We start from the raw sequence: 21,156 nt of genomic DNA on the forward strand, positions 1-21,156 counted from the left end.
ATATGTTTTGCCGCAAGCTGTTTACGGGAGTTGCGGCAGAATGGGAATTGGGGGATAAGCACCTCAAGCGCTGTTTGCGGTAACAGAAATTCGGGCCGGAGGAGAGACCCCCAATGAAACGTTCGCGCAATGTGAAGATTGTCGCCACTTTGGGGCCGGCTTCGGAGACCTATGAGACCATCCGCGCCCTGCATGAGGCGGGCGCCGACGTGTTCCGCCTGAACATGTCGCACGGCAGCCATCCTGAGATTGCCGAGAAGCACCGGATCATCCGCCAAGTGGAGCAGGATCTGGACAGCCCGATTGCGATTCTGGCGGACCTGCAAGGTCCCAAATTGCGGGTTGGTGTCTTTGCCAATGGCGAAGAGGAACTGGAGGAAGGCGCCAAGTTCCGCCTCGATCTGGATGAGGCGGAGGGCGATATCTCGCGCGTGTGCCTGCCGCATCCGGAGATTTTCCAGGCGCTGGAGCCAGGTGCGCATCTTTTGGTCAATGACGGCAAGATCCGCCTGGTGGTGGATGACTGCGGTCCGGACTTTGCCGATTGCACGGTGGAAACCGGCGGCACCATCTCGAACCGCAAGGGGGTGAATGTGCCCGACGTGGTGCTGCCGCTGGCAGCCCTGTCGGAGAAGGACCGGGCGGACCTGGAGTTTGTCTGCGCGCTGGGTGTTGACTGGCTGGCGCTGTCCTTTGTGCAGCGGGCCAAGGACGTGTTCGAGGCGCGCCAGCTGGCCGATGGCCGTGCTGCGGTGCTGTCGAAGATCGAGAAGCCGCAGGCGGTAGAGGATTTCGAGGCCATTCTGGATGCCTCCGACGGCATCATGGTGGCGCGCGGCGATCTGGGGGTGGAGCTGCCGGTGGCAGCGGTGCCGCCGATCCAGAAACGGCTGGTGCGCAAGTGCCGCGCGGCTGCCAAGCCGGTGATCGTAGCCACCCAGATGCTGGAGAGCATGATCGAAAGCCCGATGCCGACGCGGGCCGAAGTCTCGGATGTGGCCACCGCCATCTATGAAGGCACCGACGCCATCATGCTGAGCGCAGAAAGCGCGGCCGGCCAATACCCCATCGAGGCGGTTCAGACCATGGACAAGGTGGCCACCGAGGTCGAGATGGACCCGACCTATACGCAGATCATCACCGCATCGCGTTCGGCCAAGGGCACCACCGTGGCCGACGGTATCGTGGCGGCGGCGCGCGAGATTGCGGAGAAGACCGACATCAAGGCGATCTGCTGCTTCACCCAGTCCGGCACCACCGCGCTGCTGACCGCGCGCGAGCGTCCGGGCGTGCCGATCATTGCGATGACGCCGGTCAGCTCCACCGCGCGGCGGCTGTGCCTCAGCTGGGGCTGCAAATGCGTGATGACGCCGGAACTGGACCGCTTCAAGGGCGCGGTGGTCAGCGCGGCGCGGGCCGCGCGCGCGGGCGGCTATGCCGGCGATGCCGATCAGATCGTGGTCACCGCAGGCGTGCCGTTCAATGTGCCGGGCACCACCAACATCCTGCGCATCGCGCCCTGCGACGAGCGGCTGATCTACAGCACCGACCCGGAGTGAGCTGACCCCGCGCTGCGGCGCGGCGGCACCCGGCGGATGCGGCTGCCGGGCAATTGAAAACCCGCAGCCGCCCCCTACCATTTACCGGAGTGTTTCTGGTAACGAGGGAAGCGGTTCATGGATACGGATCTTGCGCTGATCCTGGGGCTGGTGATCGCGGGTTTCACGGTGCCCTCGGTCCTGTCGGCGCTGAGCGAGCGGCGGCCGCCGCGGGCGTCGGTGGTGACGGTGCTGATTGCCATCGGGCTGGTCGCCTATGCGGTGATCGCCAAGCCGGGCGGATATTCGATGGGCGAGATCCCGGATGCGTTTTTCCGGGTCGTCGGGCGCCTGCTGTAGAGAATCCGCTTGCTCATCCTTCAAGCATTGCGTAAAGGGCAGCTCTGTTCCGTGCGGCCGGCCGTCGAGGCATGCCGAGTTGCGCGTCTAGCGAACCCGCATTGAAGGAGACGGAAATGCCCAAGATGAAGACAAAGTCGAGCGCCAAGAAGCGCTTCAAGGTGACCGCAACTGGCAAGGTCATCGCAGGTCAGGCCGGCAAGCGCCACGGCATGATCAAACGCCACAAGAAATTCATCCGCGACGCCCGCGGCACCACCACCCTGTCCGCACCGGACGCAAAGATCGTCAAGGGCTTCATGCCCTACGACCGCTAAGAGGAGATCTGAGATATGTCCCGCGTTAAAGGTGGTACCACAACTCACGCCCGTCACAAGAAGGTCATCAAGGCAGCCAAAGGTTACTACGGCCGCCGCAAGAACACCTTCAAGGTTGCCCGTCAGGCCGTCGACAAGGCCAACCAGTACGCAACCCGCGACCGTAAGAACCGCAAGCGCAACTTCCGCGCGCTGTGGATCCAGCGGATCAACGCCGCTGTGCGTTCGCATGACGAAGCGCTGACCTATTCCCGCTTCATCAACGGCCTGAACCTGGCCGGCATCGAAGTGGACCGCAAGGTCCTGGCCGACCTGGCCGTGCACGAGCCCGAAGCCTTCGGCGCGATCGTCCGCCAGGCACAGGACGCGCTGGCAGCCTGAGGCGCCAGACCGGTCCGGAATTCGGAAAGGCCGCTCCTGCCGGAGCGGCCTTTTTCTGTTGGAGCGGTCTGGAACAGCCTGGCATGGCAATGCGCGGGGCTGGCCCAGGGTGCCGGCATTGCTTGCAGCAAAGAGCCAGAAGCGGTCAGGACAGGGGGCGGTCGCTGACCAGGCGGAAACCCAAATGGGCCGGCGGGGACCCGACCGCACAGCCGCCCCGGGCCGGATCGCGGATGAGATAGGACATCACGGACAGGTGCTCGCCGCCAAGATAGAAGGCCGCGCAGCTTTCCGGATCGCCGCCGGTATAGCAGTCCTGCGTCCATTCCCAGACGCTGCCGTCCAGATCGCTGATGCCGCTGCTGGTGGTCTGGAAGGCGCCGGTCGGCATCAAGGTCCGTCGGGGCAGGTTCTCAACCAGATAGGCAGAGGCCCAGGTCAGGGAGGGATCGGTGAACACCGGCTCCGGTTCCGGCGGCATGACTTCGGCGGCCAGTTCGTTCCATTCGGCCAGGGTCGGCAGGCGGTAGGGGTGCCCGGTGGCCTTTTGTATCCAGGCCAGATACTCGCCGACATCCAGGTAGCTGAGACCGGTGGCGGGGGTGGCGGCCGGGTCCATCCCCGGACGAGCCGCCACCCTGAGCGTGCAGGCGCCGACCATGTGGCAGCGGTTCCATTCGGCCACCGTGACCTCATGCGTCTGCACATGCAGGACATAGCCGCCGGCCAGGGTGACCGGGGCTGCCTCGGGCGGAGGCGGTGCCCCGGCGCCGGAACCGCGGTTCAGCACCGCGGCTCCGCTTGCGGCCAGCGCCAGCCCGATGAATGCTCCTATCGTCATCTTGATGCGGGCGGCGCTGGTCATTTTACGGCTCCTTTCAATGCGTCAGGTTGCGAATTCCCGGGGCGCGACGACCTGTTCCATCAGCTCGTTGTCCCATTGCCCGTCGACCACAAAGTGGGCGGCGGCACCCAGCAGGGCGGCCTCGATCAGGTTGTGGTTGACGTAGGCATAGACCCCGGGCTGGCGGAAGGTGTACATCGCCGCCATGGCGCTGCCGCCGCGGCACAGCCAGGTTTCCAGGCCCGTCAGCGGCGCGTCGGTGAAGGATCCGGCCTCCCAGACGTAATCGCCATGGCCGCCGATCAGGTGGGGGCGGGTGTCGCGGTTGGCCTGGTTGTGGATCATCAGCACGGTGTCGCCCACCTTGGCCTTCAGCGCGCCTTCGCCGGTCAGGGCGCCGACAGAGCCGTTGAACACCGAATGGGTCGGGGTCAGCGTCCGCATCGCCTCGATGCTGTCGGCATAGTCCTCGCCGGCCGTCTCATAGGTCTTGTAGTTGCCGTCCTCATCCATCGGCAGATAGAAGTCCTGCTCGCCGATATAGGCGATGCTGTCATAGCGCAGCGGATTGCCCTGGGCGTCCTTCAGCCCGTCGCGCGGCAGCACCATGACGGCGCCGTTCATGCCGTGGGTGACGTGATAGGGGATCATCGCCCCGCCGGGCGCGCAGTGATAGGTGAAGACGCCGGGCTTGGTGGCCTTCCAGCGCAGCACGGTTTCCTCGCCCGGGAAGACGTGGGTAAGCCCGCCGCCGCCAAGCGCGCCGGTGGAGGCATGGAAGTCGATGTTATGCTCCATCATGCTGTTGGCGGGGTTGCGCAGGGTCAGCTCGATCATGTCGCCTTCGTGGGCGATGATCAGCGGCCCCGGCACCGATCCGTTGTAGGTCAGCGCCCAGATCTCGGCGCCGGTGTCTTCATCCACCGTCAGCAGCACCTCGGTGGTGTCCATCGTCACTTCGATGATCTTGGGCCCGCCAGTGGCCACCTGCTCATGAACAGGTGCAAAGGGGGGGGCAACCAGCTCCTGCTTGACGCGGGTGTAGCCGGACAGATCCGCCGGCTTGGCGTTGGAGGCGGCCTCCTGCTTGGCTGCGGCCTTGACCAGCGGCAACCCTTGCATGTTCACCGCCGGGGGGCGCGGAACCCGGGTAGAGGCAGCGCCTGCGGCCCCGCCCACGCCTGCAGCCGCAGCCGCAAGCAGCGAGCCGCGCAGCACATTGCGGCGGCTGGTTTGCATCAGTCCTGGATTAACGAGCTTTCCCATGCAGTTCTCCAATTCTTGAGGTGGAGGCGGCGGGCAGCGCCGGCGCGTTTGTGAAAAAGAAGCCCAATGCGGGAAGGGAGCACCCGTGCTGCTGTCCCGCTTTCTCTGGGGTTGGCCCGAGTATTGCTCAGGTGCGCAGGCCGGACTTTGCGCAACCGCAAATTCGCGCGGTTTTGGGGCCGGAAACTGCTGCGGAATGACCGGGGCGGCAGCCGGCGGCGCATGCCTGCCAGGCGCTGTTCGCTGCGCGCAGCCCCTGCGGGGGCTGCGGCAGATCATTGTTTGGGAAAATGGCGCAGGGCGGCGCCTTACCACATCCGTGTTTTGGCGTAATCCGCATAGCCCGCGTCATAGGCCTCTGCCTCGAACCCGGCCTCCTGCTCTTTCAGGAACTGGCCTGCGGTGGGGACGGCGGGGCGGACGGCCTCCGGGTCCCACAGGCGGGAACGCATCAGCGCCTTGGCGCATTGGAAGTAGAGTTCTTCCACCGTGATCACCGCGACGGTGGCGGGCAGCAGCGACTTGCGGGCGAAATGCGCGCGCGGGCCTTCGTCCGCGGTCAGGACGGCGGTGCCGTTCACCCGCACCACGTTGTTGCAGCCGGGCACCATGAACATCAGGCTGACACGGCTGTCGCGGACGATGTTGCGCAGGCTGTCGATGCGGTTGTTGCCGCGCCAGTCGGGCAGCCAGAGCGTCCGGTCGTCGGCGATATGCACCACCGGGCCGTCATCGCCGCGCGGGCTGGCGTCGGTGCCCTCGGGGCCGATGGTGGAGAGCACCAGGAACCGGGCGGCGCTGATCCACTCTTGGTAGAGCGGGGTCAGCCGGGTTGCGACCTTGGTCAGCGACTGCGGCACCGGGGCCCCGTAGATTTGGTCAAGCGCGTCGGTGCTGGTGATTGTCTGCATGGGTGTGCCTCCTTTTGGTTGCGTTTTAGCTTGCCCTTTCGTTGCAATGGGGCCAGTTTTTGGGCAAATGGGCCAAACTGCGGATATCCGCCGGCGGAGGGAAACCTCATCCGATGCGGTGCAAAAGCTGCCACATGGGGTCGTGTCTTATGCGCGGACCTATCAGGACGGTTATGTCTCTGCCTGGCACGATCATCCGCGCCATCAGCTGGTCTATGCGGTGGCGGGATTGATGATGGCAGAGGCGGACGGCACCAGCTGGGCGGTGCCTGCAGGATCGGGGCTGATCGTTCCGGCGGGGATGGTGCATGAGATCCGGATGGCGGGAGAGGTGCAGCTGCAGTCGCTGTATGTTCACCCGGGCGAGGCTGGGGCTGGGGCAATGTCGGAATGCCGGGCGGTCATAGTGGAGCCGCTGCTGGCGGGGCTGATCGCGGCGCTTTGCGGTATGAACAACCCCTGGCCGCTGCCGCCGCGGGCGCATCACCTGAGCCAGCTGATCCTGATCGAGCTGGGCGCGGCGCCAAAGTCGCCGCTGGCACTTCCTTATCCGCCGGATGCGCGGCTGCGCCGGGCCTGCGATGCGCTGATGGCGGAACCCGGCAGCGGCCAGACGCTGGACCACTGGGCGGCGCTGGCCGGGATGAGCCGCCGCAGTTTCACCCGCCGCTTTCCGCAGCAGACGGGGCTGAGCTTTGGCCTGTGGCGCGAGCGCCTGCGCTGCCAGATCGCCCTGCGGGCACTTGCACAGGGAGAGGACATGGAACGGATGGCGCATGAGCTGGGCTATGCCAGCCGCCGGGCGCTGCAGGCGATGATGCAGCGGCGCATGTAAAGGGGTTAGAGTTGTTTTTGCGCAACTTTTACATGATGCCGGTGCGGCGGCCATTCCCTTTGCTTGAACGGGCGGTGCAGATGGGCTTATTGGCCTCTAGCCCGCGCCCCGGCGGCGGCAAATGAACTGCGGAGACCATTCATGAAGAAGATGATGTTCCTTGTCCTGCCATTTCTGGCGCTGACGGCTTGCGGAGACGATTTCAGTTACCCGTCGCAGCTGGAAAAACAGTCGCAAGATGCTACCCATACTGCGGCAACCCCGGTGGATCAGGTCACGCTTGTGCCCGGTGATACAATCAATGGCGGCCAGTTCCAGGTTCTCAGCACCGTTAATACATCAGTAGGCAAGCTCACGGCTTTCCACCCTGCGCCGACTGTTGCTGACGCAGAACAGAAGCTGCGAATTGTGGCCGCGAAACTGGGAGCGGATGCGGTGATCAATGCAGAGATTGGAGAAGTTGTCCTTTGCCCGCTAAGCTGGGGCTGCCGGCACGCCAGCGGCACCGCGGTCAAGCTCACCAACTGAATGGTTTTGGCCGGCGTATCAGCTGCATAGGCTGCCGCGCCGGCAGGTTACAGGCTCTCGCCGTCGAAGATCTCTGCTTGCAGCCGCAGGGCGTGCAGCCTCGAAACAGGTTGGTGTTGTGTCGGCTAGGCTTCTTTCTTGTCTAACCTGCGCGCCTGAATGAATGAGAAAAACAGGATTAGGATCATGAAATTCAAGGTGTTTTTTGCCGCAAGCGCGGTGTTGCTGGCAGGCTGCCAAAGCAGCGTTGACCGCGAAAAGTATACTGCCCCGCCGCAGCCAGCGCCAGCGCCTGCAAGCAGTCAGGGCAGTGAAACCTATACCGCCCGGCTTCAGGCCGCGCCCGCCGGCCTTACCAAGGCGAAGATTGAAACCTGCTGGAAACAGGCGGTGATCAAGGGCGATTTGTATAAGTTCATGACACCGGAAGAGGCCGCAGGCGTTCAGCCCGGCGGGGTATTCACCAAGGAAAAGCACGCGGTCTTTACGGCTTGCCTGCAGGCCTGAACCAGGTCTCAGGCCGCAATTCCGTGGGGCCCGTGGCGGATGATGGCCCATTGGCCATAGCTGTCGTCCAGGTCCAGCTTGATGGCGGCGGTGGACTTGGTTGAGGCGCTGCCGATCTCGGCCAGGGTGAACTCGATGCCGCCGGGGATGTCGATGCGGACCCGGTGCGGGCCGCCGCCGTGCGGGGCCTGGATCGGGCGGCCGGTTGAGGTGACCAGACCTTCGATATCCAGCCTGGCGGTGCGGTTTTCGATGTCGACCTCATAGTCGATCCGCTTGACCAGAGTCTCGTGCACGGTGTCGCACATGGCGCGGAACACCCACCAGTGGGTGGCTTCCTCATCGGTTTCGCCGCCAAGCATCACGGTTTCCAGCGCCGCGCGCTGGGCTTCGGTGGCGCGGTCGCCGATGATCGCCTGCAGCGCACCCTTGCCTTCGAAGATCGGGCCGGGCCAGGCATAAAGCAGAGCGGCGCGGGTGCCGGCCAGATCGGTTTCGCCGAAATGCCCCTTGTCGATATGGATCACCTCGAACCCGGTGCAGTTGCCGTGTGTGGGCAGATCCTCGAACTGGCAGGGGCAGCCGTAGTTGCAATTGCAGTTCCCGAAGCTTCGCCCTTCGATATACCAATCCACATGTGCCATGGCTGTCACCTCCGGTTTTGCTGCTGTATGGGATGCGCTGAACCGCGCAGCGCCAGTATAGCACAGAACCGGCAGCCGCGCCTGTTTCGGTCAGGCCGGAGCGTGCTGGACCGGGAACATCCGGTCATAGGCAAGGGTGAAACCATAGGTGTAGAGCACCACAAAGGAGGTGACCGTCAGATCGGTTGCCAGCGCCTGCCAGAGGCTGAGGCCAAGCCACCAGATATAGACCGGCAGCGAGGTGACCAGCAGCGTGGCCTCAAACCCCGTGGCATGCAGCAGCCGGCCAAGGGTTGAGCGCTCGCTGCTGACCCGGCCTGCCTTGGCATCCGCCTTGTCGAAGATCCAGTTGTAGAGGAGGTTCAGCAGCATCGCCTTGACCGACAGGAACGCGCCCAAGAGGCCGATGTCGCTGAGCGGCTTGTCAAAGAAGGCGGCGCCAACCGGCACCAGGATCGCCATCAGCAGGATCTCGAAGCTGACGGTATAGCGCAGCCGGTCCTTGGCTGAGCGCATTGCAACGTTGCCTGCCACTTGGGGCCTCCATCGGTGAGTCAATGTGTTTGGCTTTTTTCTATCGGGGTTTGGTGGTAGTTCCAGTCAGTATGTATCTGGTTTTGCGATAGGTGGGGTGTGATGTCTCCTGACAGCCTGCAGGCCTTTGTGCTGGCGGCGGAGCTGGGATCCTTTTCGGCAGCGGCGCGGCGGATGGGCAAGGTGCAGTCGGCGGTCTCCACCGCGGTTGCCAACCTCGAGATCGATTGCGGGCTGCAGCTGTTTGACCGCAGCGGCCGCTCGCCCGTGCTGACGAAAGCGGGCCGCGAGATGCTGCCGCATGCGCGCGGCATCCTGCTGGGGCACCGCGAGTTTGCCGCCAAGGCTGCGTCGATGGCGGAAGGGGTGGAGGACAGCCTGTGCCTGGCGGTGGAGCAGGGTTTGAATATGACGCCGCTGGTGGAGGCTTTGCACAGCTTTGCCGAAGCCTTCCCGCATGTGGCGCTGGAGATTCTGCCGGCCGGCCCCAATGAGACGGCCAGGCTGCTGAAGGAGGGGCGCGCCGATCTGGGGCTGATGACCGAGCAGGAAAGCTACCCCGAAGGCTTCCAGTTCCGCGGCGTCGGCCACACGGTGGTGGTGCCGGTCTGCGGGCAGGCGCATCCTTTGGCGGGGCGGGGGCCGCTGGCGCACCGGGATCTGCGGGCGCACCGGCAGCTGGTGCTGCAAAGCCGTTCGCAGGAGGCCGAATGGCTGATCGGCGAGGCGCACAGCGCCTCGGTCTGGCGTGCAGGCAATCCGGATGTGATTGTGGCGCTGCTGGTGCAGGGGCTGGGCTGGGCCGAGCTGCCGCTGCCTGCGGTCAAGGCGCATCTGGCCAGCGGCGCCCTGGTGCGGCTGCGCTTTGGCTTTCAGCAGAGCGACGCGCTGGCGGGGATCGACGTGGTCTGGACCTCGCAGCGGGTGCTGGGACAGGCCGGGCAATGGCTGCAGCAGTATCTGCTGAAGCTGCCGCAGGAGGCCTGGCGGTGCTGAGGGGGCGGCGAGAGGGCAGGACGGGTTTCGGCGCAATCCGCATTTCTGGCCCCAGGGCCTGCTGTGCGGCGGCCAGGCTTGCCGCCTTTGGCGGACTGTGCGGCGGGCATCAGGGCGCCGTCAGCGGCCAGCGGGGTTTCCGCAATGGTTTCTCTGGGCCAGGTCGTCTTTTTGTGTCTCCGTGTCGGTAGCAGTGAAATCTCCTTCGGGCATCAAACCTAGCCTTCTTTCGGTACCCCGCCTCAACCGTTCTTGAAACGGGTCCGGCACGGGGAGGATTTCAAGCTGATGCTGGGACTGAAGGGACGTAACCGTGGCCAAACTACTTGATCCGTTTCAGCTCAAGCATCTGACGCTGCGCAACCGGATTGTAAGCACCTCCCATGCGCCCAATTATGTCGAGGACGGCCACCCGCGGGACCGCTACCGGCTGTACCACGAGGAGAAGGCCAAGGGCGGTGTCGCCCTTACCATGATCGGAGGGTCGACCAATATCGCCCCCGACAGCCCCTCAGTATTCGGCCAGCTTTATGCCGGGGACGACAGTATCATTCCCTGGTTCCGCAAGCTTACGGATGGGGTTCATGCGCATGGGGCCGCCGTCATGTGCCAGATCACCCATATGGGCCGCCGGACCGCCTGGGACGACGGGCATTGGCTGCCGGTTCTGGCGCCGTCCGGTGTCCGTGAACGCGCGCACCGGGCCTTTCCCAAAGTGATGGAGCAAGAGGACATCGACCGGGTGATCGGCGATTTTGCCGCCGCGGCGCGGCGCTGTCAGCAAGGCGGATTCGATGGGATCGAGCTTCTGTCCCACTCGCATTTGCTGGGCCAGTTTCTGTCGCCCCTGACCAACCAGCGCAACGACAGCTATGGGGGCTCGCTGGAAAACCGCATGCGCCTGACCCTGCAGGTCCTGGAGGCCGTGCGGGCAGAAACCGGCCCGGAGTTCATCCTGTCCATGCGCATCACCGGCGATGAGCTGGCCGAGGGCGGGCTGAGCGCTGAGGACTGCGTCGCTGCCGCCCGGATGCTGGAGGACAGCGGCCATGCCGACCTGCTCAACATCCTGGCCGGGGCGCCCTATGATGATCTGGGCCTTGCTGAATGGGTGCGCCCGATGGGCCTGCCTGCCGCGCCGCATATCACTGTGGCCGGGCGTATCCGCGCGGCCGTCAGCCTGCCGGTCCTGCACGCGGGCGGCATCGCCGACATTGCAACCGCCCGCCACGCGGTGTCCGGCGGCCATGTTGATCTGGTGGGCATGACGCGCGCCCAGATGGCTGATCCCCATCTGGTGGCGAAACTGGCCCGCGGGGAGGAAGACCGCATCCGCCCCTGTGTCGGCCTTGGCTATTGCGTGGACCGGGTCAATCAGGGCAAGCCCGCCGTATGCGGGCACAATGCCGCCACCGGGCGGGAGCAGGTTTTGCCGCATGTCATCCGCTCCAGCGGCACCCGGAAGAAGGTGGTAGTCGCAGGCGGCGGCCCCGGCGGGCTGGAAGCGGCGCGGGTCAGCGCCTTGCGCGGCCACGATGTCGTTCTGTTCGAGGCGTCGGACCGGCTGGGAGGGCAGCTGGTTCTGGCTGCCAAGGGCACGGTGCGCAGGCAGGTCTGGGGCGTTGCCGGCTGGCTGATTTCCGAGGTGGCTGCCCTTGGCGTGGACATCCGCCTGAACACCTATGCCGAAGCCGGTGACGTGCTCGCGGAGGCCCCGGATCTGGTCATAGCTGCAACCGGCGGCTGGCCCGGGCCATTGTCCATTCCCGGCGGCGATCTGGCGCTTTCCAGCTGGGAGGTCCTGTCCGGAGAAGCCCGTGTGTTGGGCGAGGTGCTGTTGTTCGACGAGGTGGGCGACCACCCCGCCGCGGTCACGGCCAGCGCGCTTGCGGATGCCGGTCACAAGGTCGGGCTGGTGACCCCCGACCGGGCGCTGTTGCATGATCTTGGCCCGACAACCTCAGCCGTCGCCCTGCGCGATCTGGCGGCCAAAGGCGTCACCTTCACCTGCTTGCAGGAACTCCACTCCCTTGCCCGGGAAGGGAACCGGGTGCGCGCCCGCCTGCGCCATGTGCTGACGGGTGAAATCACCGAACGGGTTGCCGATCACGTGGTCGCCGAGCATGGCCTGACCCCGGCAGACGAGCTTTATCACGCGCTGAAGCCGCACTCGCGGAACCTTGGGCAGCTCGACCACACGGCGCTGATACAGGGAAAGTTCCCGTTCAAGGACACTGAGCCGTCCGGGCAGTTTCATCTGGCCCGCATTGGCGATGCCGTCGCAGGCCGCAACATGCACGCTGCAATTCTTGACGCCTTGCGCATTTGCAGCTTGGCCTGAACCCGGCCGCGCCTCCTGTGCGGAAGGCGGGCTGCAAAAAGCTCAAGCCGGGTAGCAGCACTAGCGGCACAAATGCCCTGGGAGGCGCCCGGCCGCCAAAGAGGCGGCGGCCGGACGGGCCGCATCAGTCAGGGATGATCTGCTGATCCAGCTGCTTGTCCTTCCGGCGGTCGCTTTCGATCAGCGCCTGCAGCGCCGGGCGGGAGAGGACGCGCTGGCGGTAGGCCTCGAGGCTGGGATAGGTGCTGTGGTCCAGGCGGGCGTTGCCGGAGAGCACGAAGAACCAGGCCAGATAGGCGTCCGCCGCGGTGAAACGGTCCCCCAGCAGGTAGGGGCGGGCGGCCAGATGGTCCTCCAGCACCTGAAAGCGCAGCGGAGCGAGATCGCGGACGCGGTCCTTCACGTCGTCGGTGGCCTCTTGGTAGAACACCACCCGGAACAGCCCCTTGTGCAGTTCCGTGGCGCAGAAATTGGCCCAGCGCAGCAGCTGGAAATAGTCCGGGTGCTGCGGATCCACCCGGAACTCCGGGTTCTGCGATTGCGACTGGATCCACATCAGCACGGCGGCGGTTTCGGTGATGCGGCTGCCGTCCTCCAGCTCCAGCACCGAGACCTGGCCCAGCGGGTTCACGTCATAGAGCGAGCCGCCGGCCTCAAGCTCCTTGGTGCGCAGGTTCAGATAGGTGATGTTCAGCGGCACCCCGCCCTCGGCGGCGGCAAAGCGGGCAGCGAGGGAGCAGGTGAGCGGGGCGTGGTAAAGCGTGGTCATTCAGGCAGTCTCGTTCAGGATCAGGCGGCAAGATAGGTATCGGTGGTCACAATGGCGGCATAGGCGAAACCAAGCGCCGACATATAGGCCTTGTGCACGTCTGCGGCGGCGATGGTGTCACCGTTGAACTCCAGATCGCGGGAGGAGCAGGCATCCTCGACCACGGTGACCGCATAGCCATGGTCGGCGGCGGCACGGGCGGCGGCGTCGATGCACATGTGGCTCATGTCGCCAGCAATGGTGACATCGGTGATGCCGTTTTCGTCCAGCAGCTGCTTCAGGCTGGTTTCGCGGAAGGCATTCACATGGTGCTTCAGCACGGTGGGCTCGCCGTCTGCGGGCTGCATCGAGGCGTGGATCTGCGCGCCATCGCTGCCGGGGGTAAAGAAAGGCGCGTCTTGTGACGCGAACTCGTGATGCACATGCACCACCAGCCGGCCGTCGGCGCGGGCCTGGTCCAGCAGGCGGCGGGCATTGGCGGCAGAGGTCTCGATGCCGTGCAGTTCCCATTTGCCGCCGGGGAAATAGTCGTTCTGGATGTCGATCAGGATCAATGCGGATTTGGTCATTTGAGTCTCCGTTTCCGTAAGCATGGGGTTGGTATAGGCCCGGGGCATGCCCAGATGTGATTGGCGGAAATGACATAAAGCGGGTTGGATCGGACAAATGGCATCGGGCACAGAGATACGGATCGGGCTGGCGGCCTACCCTTGCGCGCAGCGGGCGGCGGTGCTGGGGCTGCAGGACCTGCTGCAGGCGGCCGGCGGGATGGCGCAGGCGGCGCGTGGGCTGCGGGTGGAGATTGTCGAGGATTTCGAGGGTGATGACAGGTTTGACGCGGTGATCCTGCCGCCCTGCCTGGGGCCGCGGCCGGAGGGGGCGGCGCTGGCCGCGGTCTCAGCCTGGGTGGCGCGCCAGCACGGGGGCGGGGCGCTGGTCTGCTCGATCTGCGCCGGGGCCTTTCCGCTGGCAGAGACGGGATTGCTGGATGGGCGCCAGGCGACCACCCATTGGGCCTTGGCGCCGGCCTTTGCCCAGGCCTATCCGCAGGTGCGCTTGCAGGCCGAACGGCTGCTGATCGACGATGGCGATGTGATCACCGCGGGCGGGCTGATGGCCTGGACCGACCTTGGCTTGCGGCTGGTGGCGCGGTTCCTGGGGCTGGCGGTGATGCTGGAGACGGCCCGGTTCTTCCTGATCGACCCGGGCGGGCGCGAGCAGAGCTATTACAACCTGTTCGCCCCAGACCTGGGCCACGGCGACGCCCAGGTACTGAAGGCGCAGCACTGGCTGCAGGCGCATTACCCTGAACCGGTGACAGTGCCGCAGATGGCCGCCGCCGCCGGGCTGGAGGAGCGCACCTTTCTGCGCCGGTTTCAGGCGGCGTCGGGTCACAAGCCCTCGGAATACCTGCAGCAGTTGCGCGTCGCCAAGGCGCGGGAGCGGCTGGAACTCTCGACCGCCAGCATAGAGAGCATAGCAATGGAGGCGGGGTATTTGGACGTCTCCGCCTTCCGCAAGCTGTTTCAGCGGATTGTCGGCTTGTCGCCGAGTGAATACCGCAAGCGGTTTGCGCCGGCACGGGGGTGAATTCGCAGAGCCTTTTGTGGGCAGCGGATAAATACTCAGGTATCAGGAAGTTGAAGACAGGCAGCGTATCAAGCTGATGAAGATTTCAATTCCGGGTGGCTCTGAAAATGTACAAAGACCAGGTTTCTGAACCGCAGTTTGAACTTGCCGCTGAAATGGCAGGTTATGTGTTGCTCAGGCTCACGCGGTTTTTCTCGCAGCTCGATTTTGACGACTGGAAGGACATTGTGTCCGGCGAGGAGGGCGCGAAAAACGAGAGCGGGGCGTATGATGGCGTCGCGCAGTTCAGCGGCCTTGCTGGCGCGCTCATTTGGGCAAATGTTGCAGCATACAGCCGCGCGGCCTGGGTGCTGGAGCAGTTGGGGATAGTCATCAGGCACAGAGAAACCGCTTTTTTCAAAGCGGCTGTGCCGTGTGGCAAAATCCGGCAGCACTTGCTGGAAAGCCGCACTCTCGGAGCGGAAGAGTTTGAATACATGGTCTACGCCTTCTTTGGGTGCGAAACCCAGGATGAATGGGGCGCAGCCAGTTTGGAGGGGCCGGACGGGCCGGTGGCGTCTTCGGTGGTTGAGCTGGACCCTGGCTTTGCGCAGCTTTGCAAGAACGCAGGGTTGATCGGGAAAACGGAGGGGCAATGGGCCTGGACTCCGCTTATGGAGCGCTGCATGCCACCCATTGAATCTGGGGTTAGCGTTCCGGGATTCTTCAGCCGTTCCGTGTCTTCAGACTGGGAGGCAATGCTGGTTTAGGCAAGCATGGCCAAGTCCTGTCTTTGCCCAAGACTATGCTTGCCGAAACTCCTTTGCCGCCTGCAACACACCCAGCAGCGCATCCGCCTTGGCCCTCTTGCTTTCAGCGGCCCTTGTGATAGCAGGGCGTCAGCACAATTCGAGGGGCCGTCATGGACGATCTTAAAGCCAAATACCTGGGTCAGATTGCGGAGGCTGCGGATGAAGCCGCGCTGGAGGCGATCCGTGTGGCTGCCGTGGGCAAAAAGGGCGAAGTGGCGCTGAAGATGCGCGAGCTGGGCAAGATGACCCCGGAAGAGCGCCAGGTGGCGGGCCCGGCGCTGAACGGGCTGAAGGATGAGATCAACTCAGCGCTGGCGGCCAAGAAGGCAGGTCTGGAAGATGCCGCGCTGGACGAGCGCCTGCGCACCGAATGGCTGGACGTGACTCTGCCGTCGCGCCCCACCCGCCAGGGTTCGCTGCATCCGATCAGCCAGGTGCAGGAAGAGATCACCGCGATCTTTGCCGAGCTGGGCTTCTCGGTTGCCGAAGGGCCGCGGATCGATACCGACTGGTACAACTTCGATGCGTTGAACATCCCCGGCCACCACCCGGCGCGCGCCGAGATGGACACGTTCTATATGCACCGTGCCGAAGGCGACGACCGGCCGCCGCATGTGCTGCGCACCCATACCTCGCCGGTGCAGATCCGCTCGATGGAGAAGATGGGCGCGCCGCTGCGCATTATCTGTCCGGGCGGGGTCTACCGCGCCGACTATGACCAGACCCACACGCCGATGTTCCACCAGGTCGAAGGCCTGGCGCTGGACAAGGACATCTCGATGGCGAACCTGAAGTGGGTGCTGGAGGAATTCGTCAAATCCTTCTTTGAGGTGGACGACGTCGAGCTGCGCTTCCGCGCCTCGCATTTCCCCTTCACCGAGCCGTCGGCTGAGGTGGACATCCGCTGCTCCTGGGAAGGCGGCACGCTGAAGATCGGCGAGGGCGACGACTGGATGGAAATCCTCGGCTCCGGCATGGTGCACCCCAAGGTGATCGCGGCCGGGGGCATCGACCCGGAGATCTATCAGGGCTTTGCCTTCGGCATCGGCATCGACCGTCTGGCCATGCTGAAATACGGCATCCCCGACCTGCGCGCCTTCTTCGACAGCGACCTGCGCTGGCTGCGCCACTACGGCTTCCAGAGCCTGGACATGCCGGCGCTGCATGGCGGTTTGTCGCGGTAAATGTACCTGATCGGGATCTGGCTGGCGCGGTACTATGACTGGTGTACTGCGTTTTGTGAAAGGAACCCGTGGTGGATTGGTTTCGCCATCCCGGTTTGTGCAGTTGTGCCATTCTGGTTGCTGATTGTGCACGCACCGGCGTTGATCGGAGCTGCTTACATTCTGATTGCAGCTCCTTTGGCTTCAATGTTTCTGCATGCTCATCAGAAGGTTTGGGCTAAGCGCATGTGAGTGTGAATGTTTTCTGATTTCCCAAGCTAGGGAACGCGATAACTGGCTAAGCGGACTAAGTCTTGGCGAGGCCGCACTGATTGCAAAGTAACCGCGGGGTGCAGCCCCGCATCGCGCCCGACCCGCCCCCCAGGGCGGGCGCGATACGCCCACCCTCGGGTCCGGCGCGATGCTCCGTGATTGGACACAACGGTTGCGCCACGTGGGGATTAGTACTTCCTTCCAAATTGGCCCTAGCGCGGAACAAGGCCGATAGGCCGCCGCGCCATCGCTTGCCTCTTGGCGCTTGCTCGCAATCGCCTGTCGGCAGTGCATTGCACGAGAGACCGCCCGCACGGGCAGGCGATGGCGGGGCTTTTGCCCCACAAACATGTGACGTGACACGCAGGCTTCCTTGGCTAGTCTCGGGCAGATGATCCGAGCAGTCCTTTCCCTTTCCGCCGCCCTTCTGTGGGCCACCTCCGCCGCCGCTATGGGGCCGTGGCAGGCCTCTGACTGCCATGGCGAGACGCCCTGCGAGCTGGAGGGCCGTTCCTACCATGTGATGGAGCCGGAGGGGTGGGACGGGGTGACGCCCCTTCCGGTGCTCTTGCATTTCCATGGCTGGGCGCGGACCGGGGTCAATGCGCAGCGGAGCGACCGGGTGGGGGCCTCGACCAGGCGGCGCGGGGTGCTGCTGGTGACGCCGAACGGGCGGCGCAAGAGCTGGGATTTCTGGACCTCGGACACGCAGGATGTGGCGTTCACCAACCGGGTGCTGGAGGATGTGGCCAGGCGCTATCCGGTTGATACAGGGAAGATTTACGTCTCGGGCTATTCCTATGGCTCGGCCATGGCCTGGCGTTATGCCTGCCAGAGCGGCAATCATGTGGCGGCGCTGCTGGGGATTGCCGGGGCGTTCCCGCCGGGGGAGACCTGTCCCGAGGCGCCGCGCGAGGTGCGCCATGTGCATGGGGTGAGCGACACCGTGATGCCGTTTCCAAACGATGCCTTGGGCGCGGACAGCGTGCCGATGGGGCTGTGGCGCGCCCGGCTGGATTGCGGCGCGGGGCAGGGGGCAGGCGACTGGCAGGTGGTGGAGTTCCTGAAACTCAGCCGGGTGGAATGGCGCGATTGTGCGGCCGGGCAGGTGGTGCTGGACACGCATCCCGGCGGCCATTTCATCCCGCATGGCTGGATCGGGCGGCAGCTGGATGAGCTTTTGGGGCTGGCGCCCTCTTATCCCTGAGGGATGTCGCTTTTGGGCGCGTTTTTCTGCCCGCGCTGGCGCTGCATGGCCTTTGGAAGGGAACAAGGGGGCAGAGCGCCATGACAGTCATTCTGATCGTTGAGAGCAACACGCCGGAAATGGTGTCGGCGGGGCAGTCGGCTGCGGCCGGGTTTGTCCGCAGCTTTGCCGCGCTGGCGCCGCAGGCGGAGATCCGGCTGGTTGCGCCCTACGGCGGAGCTGTTTCCAAGGAGGCTTTTGCCGCAGCCGACGGTATGGTGTTCACCGGCTCTGGCGTCAGCTGGTCCGCCGATGCGCCGGAGGCCGCGCCGCTGCAGGCGGCGATGGCGCTGGCATTGGAGGGCGGCCGCCCGGTCTGGGGCTCGTGCAACGGGTTGCAGCTGGCCTGCACGGTGCTGGGCGGCGGTGTCGGGGCTTCGCCCAACGGGATGGAAGTGGGCATGGCGCGGAATTTGCAGATGACAGATACAGGCCGCGGCCATCCGATGCTGGCCGGGCGGCAGGATGGCTGGGCGGTTCCCTGCGTTCACCGCGATGAGGTGCAGCGGCTGCCCGAGGGGGCCGTGCTGCTGGCAGGCAATGCGCATTCGCCGGTGCAAGCGATGGCCTATGAGCAGGGCGGGGTGCGGTTCTGGGGCACGCAATACCACCCGGAACTCAAACTCAGCGACGTTGGCGGCTATGTGTCGGCGCGCGGGATTTTTGCAGGCCACGCCGGGATGGCCGAGGATTGCGCTGTGGCGGACCGTGATGCGGCTGCTGCGGTGCGGCTGGGGACCTCGCCGCAGGAACTGGCGCCGGAAAACCGGCTCAGGGAACTGGCAAACTGGGCCGGCCTGCTGGCCTCCGGCTGACGCCGGGGGCGGCGCTGGCCAAGCGGCCTCTTCCACCCCGCGGGATAATCCGCTACACGCCAATGGACCCGAGATTACAGGCGGATTCTGACCGATGAAATTCACGCTTTCCTGGCTGAAAGACCACCTCGACACCAACGCCAGCGTCGAGGAAATCACCGATGCCCTGACCGACCTGGGCCTTGAGGTTGAAGGGGTCGTGAACCCTGCGGATGCGCTGAAGGATTTCAAGCTCGGCTATGTGAAACACGCCGAAAAGCACCCGGATGCCGACAAGCTGCGGGTCTGCAAGGTGGACACCGACGAGGGTGAGCTGCAGATCATCTGCGGCGCGCCGAACGCGCGTGAGGGCATCACCGTGGTGGTCTGCAAGCCGGGCATGTATATCCCCGGCCTCGACATCACCATCGGCGTCGGCAAGATCCGCGGCGTGGAAAGCTTTGGCATGATGGCGTCCGAGCGCGAGCTGGAGCTCAGCGAAGAGCATGACGGCATCATCGAGCTGCCCTCGGGCAATGTCGGCGACAGTTTCGTGGATTGGCTGGCGGAGAACGATCCGGCCAAGGTCGATCCGGTGATCGAAATCGCAATCACCCCGAACCGCCCCGATGCGCTGGGCGTCTACGGCATTGCCCGCGATCTGGCGGCGCGCGGCCTGGGCACCCTCAAGACCCGCGCCTTTGAAGCCATTCCGGGCGGTTTCGAAAGCCCTATCAAGGTTTCGATCGACGCGGACACGCTGGACGGCTGCCCGCTGTTTGCAGGCCGCCTGATCAAGGGGGTGAAAAACGGCCCCAGCCCGCAGTGGCTGCAGGACCGGCTGAAGGCGATCGGCTTGCGCCCGATCTCGGCGCTGGTGGATGTCACCAACTTCTTCACCTTCGACCAGAACCGGCCGCTGCATGTGTTTGACGCGGCCAAGGTGTCCGGCGATCTGCGGGTGCATCGTGCGGCTGGCGGCGAGACCCTGAAGGCGCTGGACGAGAAGGAATACACCTTTGGCGCGGGCCAGATGGTGATTTCCGACGCCAACGGCCCCGAGAGCATCGGCGGCATCATGGGCGGCGAAGAGACCGGCTGCACCGAGGAAACCGTGGATGTGTTCCTGGAGAGCGCGTTCTGGGATCACGTGCAGATTGCCATGGCGGGCCGCGCTCTCAAGATCAACTCGGATGCACGCTACCGGTTTGAGCGCGGTGTGGATCCGGAGTACACTATCGAGGGCCTGCACCGGGCAACCCAGATGATCCTGGATCTGTGCGGCGGCGAGCCGTCCGAAGTGGTGATTGCGGGCGACGTGCCGGATCATTCGCGCGCTTACAAGCTGGACGCCGACCGGGTGCAGTCGCTGGTGGGGATGGAGATCCCGGAAAGCGACCAGCGCCAGACCCTGACCCGCCTGGGCTTCCGCCTGGAGGGCAATATGGCGCATGTGCCGAGCTGGCGCCCGGACGTGCAGGGCGAGGCTGATCTGGTAGAAGAGGTCGCGCGGATCGCCTCGCTGACCAAGCTGCAGGGCAAGCCGCTGCCGCGCCTGACCGATGGCATCCCCAAGCCGGTGATGACGCCGCAGCAGCGCCGCCAGCAAATGGCCCGCCGCACCTGCGCCAGCCTCGGCTACAATGAGGTGGTGAGCTACAGCTTCATCGACAAGGCCTCGGCGGCGCTGTTTGGCGGCGGCGATGATGCCACCATGCTGGCCAACCCGATTTCCTCGGAAATGTCTCATATGCGCCCCGATCTGCTGGCAGGCCTGTTGCAGGCTGCGGCCCGCAACCAGGCGCGTGGCTATATGGACCTGGCGCTGTTTGAGGCAGGCCCTGCCTTCACCGGCGGAGAGCCGGGCGAGCAGGTCAACCAGATCGCGGGCCTCTTGGTGGGGCGCACCGGGCCGAAAGATGTGCATGGTGCTTCGCGCGCGGTGGATCTTTACGACGCCAAGGCGGATATCGAGGCGGTGCTGGCCGCCATCGGCGCGCCGGCCAAGGTGCAGGTGCTGCGCGAAGGTGCTGCCTGGTGGCACCCGGGCCGTCATGGCCGCATCTGTCTGGGCCCGAAGAAGACCCTCGGTGTCTTTGGCGAACTGCACCCGAAGGTTCTGAAAGAGATGGGCATCAAGGGCGCCGCTGTCGCCTTTACCATCTGGCCGGATGAAATTCCGATGCCGCGCAAATCCGGTGCCACCCGTCCGGCGCTGGCGATCAGCGACCTGCAGGCGGTGGAGCGGGACTTTGCCTTTGTGGTTGACGACAGCGTCGAAGCGCTGACCCTGGTCAACGCCGCGGCCGGTGCCGACAAGGCGCTGATCGAAGACGTACGCGTCTTTGACGAATTCATCGGCGGCAGCCTGGGCGAGGGCAAGAAATCGCTGGCGATCACCGTGCGGCTGCAGCCCAGCGACAAGACGCTGAAGGAAAAGGACATCGAAGCGGTGAGCGAGAAGATCATTGCCAAAGTGACCAAGGCAACCGGCGGCACTCTGCGCGGGTAACGGCTGGCCCAAGGCT

22 protein-coding genes are annotated in these 21,156 nt (G+C 64.9%); 15 read left to right on the plus strand and 7 right to left on the minus strand.

Annotated elements, in window-relative coordinates:
- Nucleotides 1-113 precede the first annotated feature (113 nt).
- From pyk to rplT, 4 genes are all read left to right on the plus strand, one after another.
- Nucleotides 114-1,559 (plus strand): pyruvate kinase, encoded by a 1,446-nt coding sequence (pyk, locus tag ACXAEH_RS18985; protein WP_475034988.1) that lies wholly within the window; start codon nt 114-116, stop codon nt 1,557-1,559.
- Between the two features lie 117 nt (nt 1,560-1,676).
- Nucleotides 1,677-1,898 (plus strand): hypothetical protein, encoded by a 222-nt coding sequence (locus ACXAEH_RS18990; RefSeq protein ID WP_475034989.1) that lies wholly within the window; start codon nt 1,677-1,679, stop codon nt 1,896-1,898.
- A 116-nt stretch (nt 1,899-2,014) separates the two neighbouring features.
- Nucleotides 2,015-2,215, plus strand: coding sequence for a 50S ribosomal protein L35 (gene rpmI, locus ACXAEH_RS18995; RefSeq protein WP_039124893.1), 201 nt, complete (start codon nt 2,015-2,017; stop codon nt 2,213-2,215).
- Nucleotides 2,216-2,230: 15 nt separating this feature from the next.
- Nucleotides 2,231-2,596, plus strand: coding sequence for a 50S ribosomal protein L20 (rplT, locus tag ACXAEH_RS19000; protein ID WP_008206278.1), 366 nt, complete (start codon nt 2,231-2,233; stop codon nt 2,594-2,596).
- Between the two features lie 145 nt (nt 2,597-2,741).
- Here rplT and ACXAEH_RS19005 read toward each other — a convergent pair whose 3' ends face one another.
- The 3 genes from ACXAEH_RS19005 to ACXAEH_RS19015 all read right to left on the minus strand — a co-directional run bounded on the left by ACXAEH_RS19005 (nt 2,742) and on the right by ACXAEH_RS19015 (nt 5,617).
- Nucleotides 2,742-3,461, minus strand: a complete 720-nt coding sequence (locus ACXAEH_RS19005; protein ID WP_475034991.1) for a formylglycine-generating enzyme family protein — start codon at nt 3,459-3,461, stop codon at nt 2,742-2,744.
- A 21-nt stretch (nt 3,462-3,482) separates the two neighbouring features.
- Nucleotides 3,483-4,706, minus strand: a complete 1,224-nt coding sequence (gene nirK / locus ACXAEH_RS19010; protein ID WP_475034993.1) for a copper-containing nitrite reductase — start codon at nt 4,704-4,706, stop codon at nt 3,483-3,485.
- Between the two features lie 308 nt (nt 4,707-5,014).
- Entirely contained in the window at nt 5,015-5,617 is a 603-nt protein-coding gene (locus tag ACXAEH_RS19015) for a pyridoxamine 5'-phosphate oxidase family protein (protein ID WP_475034995.1), read from the minus strand.
- Between the two features lie 118 nt (nt 5,618-5,735).
- On the opposite strand from ACXAEH_RS19015, the gene ACXAEH_RS19020 reads away from it, so the two are divergent.
- The 3 genes from ACXAEH_RS19020 (at nt 5,736) to ACXAEH_RS19030 (ending at nt 7,487) form a co-directional block, all read left to right on the plus strand.
- Nucleotides 5,736-6,452, plus strand: a complete 717-nt coding sequence (locus ACXAEH_RS19020) for an AraC family ligand binding domain-containing protein (protein WP_475034997.1) — start codon at nt 5,736-5,738, stop codon at nt 6,450-6,452.
- Between the two features lie 141 nt (nt 6,453-6,593).
- Nucleotides 6,594-6,980 carry a hypothetical protein gene (locus ACXAEH_RS19025; protein WP_475034999.1) on the plus strand — a complete coding sequence of 129 codons (387 nt, stop codon included), beginning with the start codon at nt 6,594-6,596 and terminating at the stop codon, nt 6,978-6,980.
- Between the two features lie 186 nt (nt 6,981-7,166).
- On the plus strand, nt 7,167-7,487 hold the full coding sequence (locus ACXAEH_RS19030; protein ID WP_475035001.1) for a 50S ribosomal protein L20: 321 nt from the start codon (nt 7,167-7,169) through the stop codon (nt 7,485-7,487).
- Between the two features lie 8 nt (nt 7,488-7,495).
- Here ACXAEH_RS19030 and ACXAEH_RS19035 read toward each other — a convergent pair whose 3' ends face one another.
- Nucleotides 7,496-8,131, minus strand: coding sequence for a DUF1326 domain-containing protein (locus tag ACXAEH_RS19035; RefSeq protein ID WP_475035003.1), 636 nt, complete (start codon nt 8,129-8,131; stop codon nt 7,496-7,498).
- A gap of 90 nt (nt 8,132-8,221) precedes the next feature.
- Nucleotides 8,222-8,665 carry a PACE efflux transporter gene (locus ACXAEH_RS19040; RefSeq protein WP_475035005.1) on the minus strand — a complete coding sequence of 148 codons (444 nt, stop codon included), beginning with the start codon at nt 8,663-8,665 and terminating at the stop codon, nt 8,222-8,224.
- A 102-nt stretch (nt 8,666-8,767) separates the two neighbouring features.
- Here ACXAEH_RS19040 and ACXAEH_RS19045 point away from each other — a divergent pair, with 102 nt between their 5' ends.
- Both ACXAEH_RS19045 and ACXAEH_RS19050 read left to right on the plus strand, forming a co-directional pair.
- Nucleotides 8,768-9,661: a LysR family transcriptional regulator gene (locus ACXAEH_RS19045; protein ID WP_475035006.1), complete on the plus strand. Its 894-nt coding sequence runs from the start codon at nt 8,768-8,770 to the stop codon at nt 9,659-9,661.
- Nucleotides 9,662-9,974: 313 nt separating this feature from the next.
- Complete coding sequence (locus ACXAEH_RS19050; RefSeq protein WP_475035008.1) at nt 9,975-12,002, plus strand: oxidoreductase; 2,028 nt, start codon at nt 9,975-9,977, stop codon at nt 12,000-12,002.
- A gap of 124 nt (nt 12,003-12,126) precedes the next feature.
- On the opposite strand, the gene ACXAEH_RS19055 is transcribed toward ACXAEH_RS19050, so the two are convergent.
- Together ACXAEH_RS19055 and ACXAEH_RS19060 are read right to left on the minus strand one after the other, a co-directional pair.
- On the minus strand, nt 12,127-12,771 hold the full coding sequence (locus tag ACXAEH_RS19055; RefSeq protein WP_475035010.1) for a glutathione S-transferase family protein: 645 nt from the start codon (nt 12,769-12,771) through the stop codon (nt 12,127-12,129).
- 20 nt (nt 12,772-12,791) lie between these two features.
- Nucleotides 12,792-13,340 (minus strand): cysteine hydrolase family protein, encoded by a 549-nt coding sequence (locus tag ACXAEH_RS19060; RefSeq protein WP_475035011.1) that lies wholly within the window; start codon nt 13,338-13,340, stop codon nt 12,792-12,794.
- A 97-nt stretch (nt 13,341-13,437) separates the two neighbouring features.
- On the opposite strand from ACXAEH_RS19060, the gene ACXAEH_RS19065 reads away from it, so the two are divergent.
- The 6 genes from ACXAEH_RS19065 to pheT all read left to right on the plus strand — a co-directional run bounded on the left by ACXAEH_RS19065 (nt 13,438) and on the right by pheT (nt 21,140).
- Nucleotides 13,438-14,361 (plus strand): GlxA family transcriptional regulator, encoded by a 924-nt coding sequence (locus tag ACXAEH_RS19065; protein ID WP_475035013.1) that lies wholly within the window; start codon nt 13,438-13,440, stop codon nt 14,359-14,361.
- A gap of 107 nt (nt 14,362-14,468) precedes the next feature.
- A complete protein-coding gene (locus tag ACXAEH_RS19070; protein WP_475035015.1) occupies nt 14,469-15,110 on the plus strand; it encodes a hypothetical protein in 642 nt (213 codons plus the stop codon).
- 152 nt (nt 15,111-15,262) lie between these two features.
- A complete protein-coding gene (gene pheS, locus ACXAEH_RS19075; RefSeq protein WP_475035016.1) occupies nt 15,263-16,336 on the plus strand; it encodes a phenylalanine--tRNA ligase subunit alpha in 1,074 nt (357 codons plus the stop codon).
- A gap of 643 nt (nt 16,337-16,979) precedes the next feature.
- Entirely contained in the window at nt 16,980-17,795 is an 816-nt protein-coding gene (locus ACXAEH_RS19080; protein WP_475035017.1) for a CE1 family esterase, read from the plus strand.
- An 80-nt stretch (nt 17,796-17,875) separates the two neighbouring features.
- Nucleotides 17,876-18,649, plus strand: coding sequence for a type 1 glutamine amidotransferase (locus tag ACXAEH_RS19085; RefSeq protein WP_475035019.1), 774 nt, complete (start codon nt 17,876-17,878; stop codon nt 18,647-18,649).
- A 94-nt stretch (nt 18,650-18,743) separates the two neighbouring features.
- Complete coding sequence (pheT, locus tag ACXAEH_RS19090; protein WP_475035021.1) at nt 18,744-21,140, plus strand: phenylalanine--tRNA ligase subunit beta; 2,397 nt, start codon at nt 18,744-18,746, stop codon at nt 21,138-21,140.
- Nucleotides 21,141-21,156 lie beyond the last annotated feature (16 nt).

The sequence above is a fragment of the Leisingera sp. ABM4_060 genome (genome assembly GCF_056158765.1).

Coding starts and splice junctions, on each gene's coding strand:
- ACXAEH_RS19045 (WP_475035006.1), top strand. CDS start 8,768: ATGTCTCCTGACAGCCTGCAGGCCTTTGTGCTGGCGGCGGAGCTGGGA.
- ACXAEH_RS19005 (WP_475034991.1), bottom strand. CDS start 3,461: ATGACCAGCGCCGCCCGCATCAAGATGACGATAGGAGCATTCATCGGG.
- ACXAEH_RS19070 (WP_475035015.1), top strand. CDS start 14,469: ATGTACAAAGACCAGGTTTCTGAACCGCAGTTTGAACTTGCCGCTGAA.
- ACXAEH_RS19085 (WP_475035019.1), top strand. CDS start 17,876: ATGACAGTCATTCTGATCGTTGAGAGCAACACGCCGGAAATGGTGTCG.
- rpmI (WP_039124893.1), top strand. CDS start 2,015: ATGCCCAAGATGAAGACAAAGTCGAGCGCCAAGAAGCGCTTCAAGGTG.
- ACXAEH_RS19060 (WP_475035011.1), bottom strand. CDS start 13,340: ATGACCAAATCCGCATTGATCCTGATCGACATCCAGAACGACTATTTC.
- pheS (WP_475035016.1), top strand. CDS start 15,263: ATGGACGATCTTAAAGCCAAATACCTGGGTCAGATTGCGGAGGCTGCG.
- ACXAEH_RS19065 (WP_475035013.1), top strand. CDS start 13,438: ATGGCATCGGGCACAGAGATACGGATCGGGCTGGCGGCCTACCCTTGC.
- ACXAEH_RS18990 (WP_475034989.1), top strand. CDS start 1,677: ATGGATACGGATCTTGCGCTGATCCTGGGGCTGGTGATCGCGGGTTTC.
- rplT (WP_008206278.1), top strand. CDS start 2,231: ATGTCCCGCGTTAAAGGTGGTACCACAACTCACGCCCGTCACAAGAAG.
- ACXAEH_RS19030 (WP_475035001.1), top strand. CDS start 7,167: ATGAAATTCAAGGTGTTTTTTGCCGCAAGCGCGGTGTTGCTGGCAGGC.
- pyk (WP_475034988.1), top strand. CDS start 114: ATGAAACGTTCGCGCAATGTGAAGATTGTCGCCACTTTGGGGCCGGCT.
- ACXAEH_RS19015 (WP_475034995.1), bottom strand. CDS start 5,617: ATGCAGACAATCACCAGCACCGACGCGCTTGACCAAATCTACGGGGCC.
- pheT (WP_475035021.1), top strand. CDS start 18,744: ATGAAATTCACGCTTTCCTGGCTGAAAGACCACCTCGACACCAACGCC.
- nirK (WP_475034993.1), bottom strand. CDS start 4,706: ATGGGAAAGCTCGTTAATCCAGGACTGATGCAAACCAGCCGCCGCAAT.
- ACXAEH_RS19025 (WP_475034999.1), top strand. CDS start 6,594: ATGAAGAAGATGATGTTCCTTGTCCTGCCATTTCTGGCGCTGACGGCT.
- ACXAEH_RS19035 (WP_475035003.1), bottom strand. CDS start 8,131: ATGGCACATGTGGATTGGTATATCGAAGGGCGAAGCTTCGGGAACTGC.
- ACXAEH_RS19055 (WP_475035010.1), bottom strand. CDS start 12,771: ATGACCACGCTTTACCACGCCCCGCTCACCTGCTCCCTCGCTGCCCGC.
- ACXAEH_RS19080 (WP_475035017.1), top strand. CDS start 16,980: ATGATCCGAGCAGTCCTTTCCCTTTCCGCCGCCCTTCTGTGGGCCACC.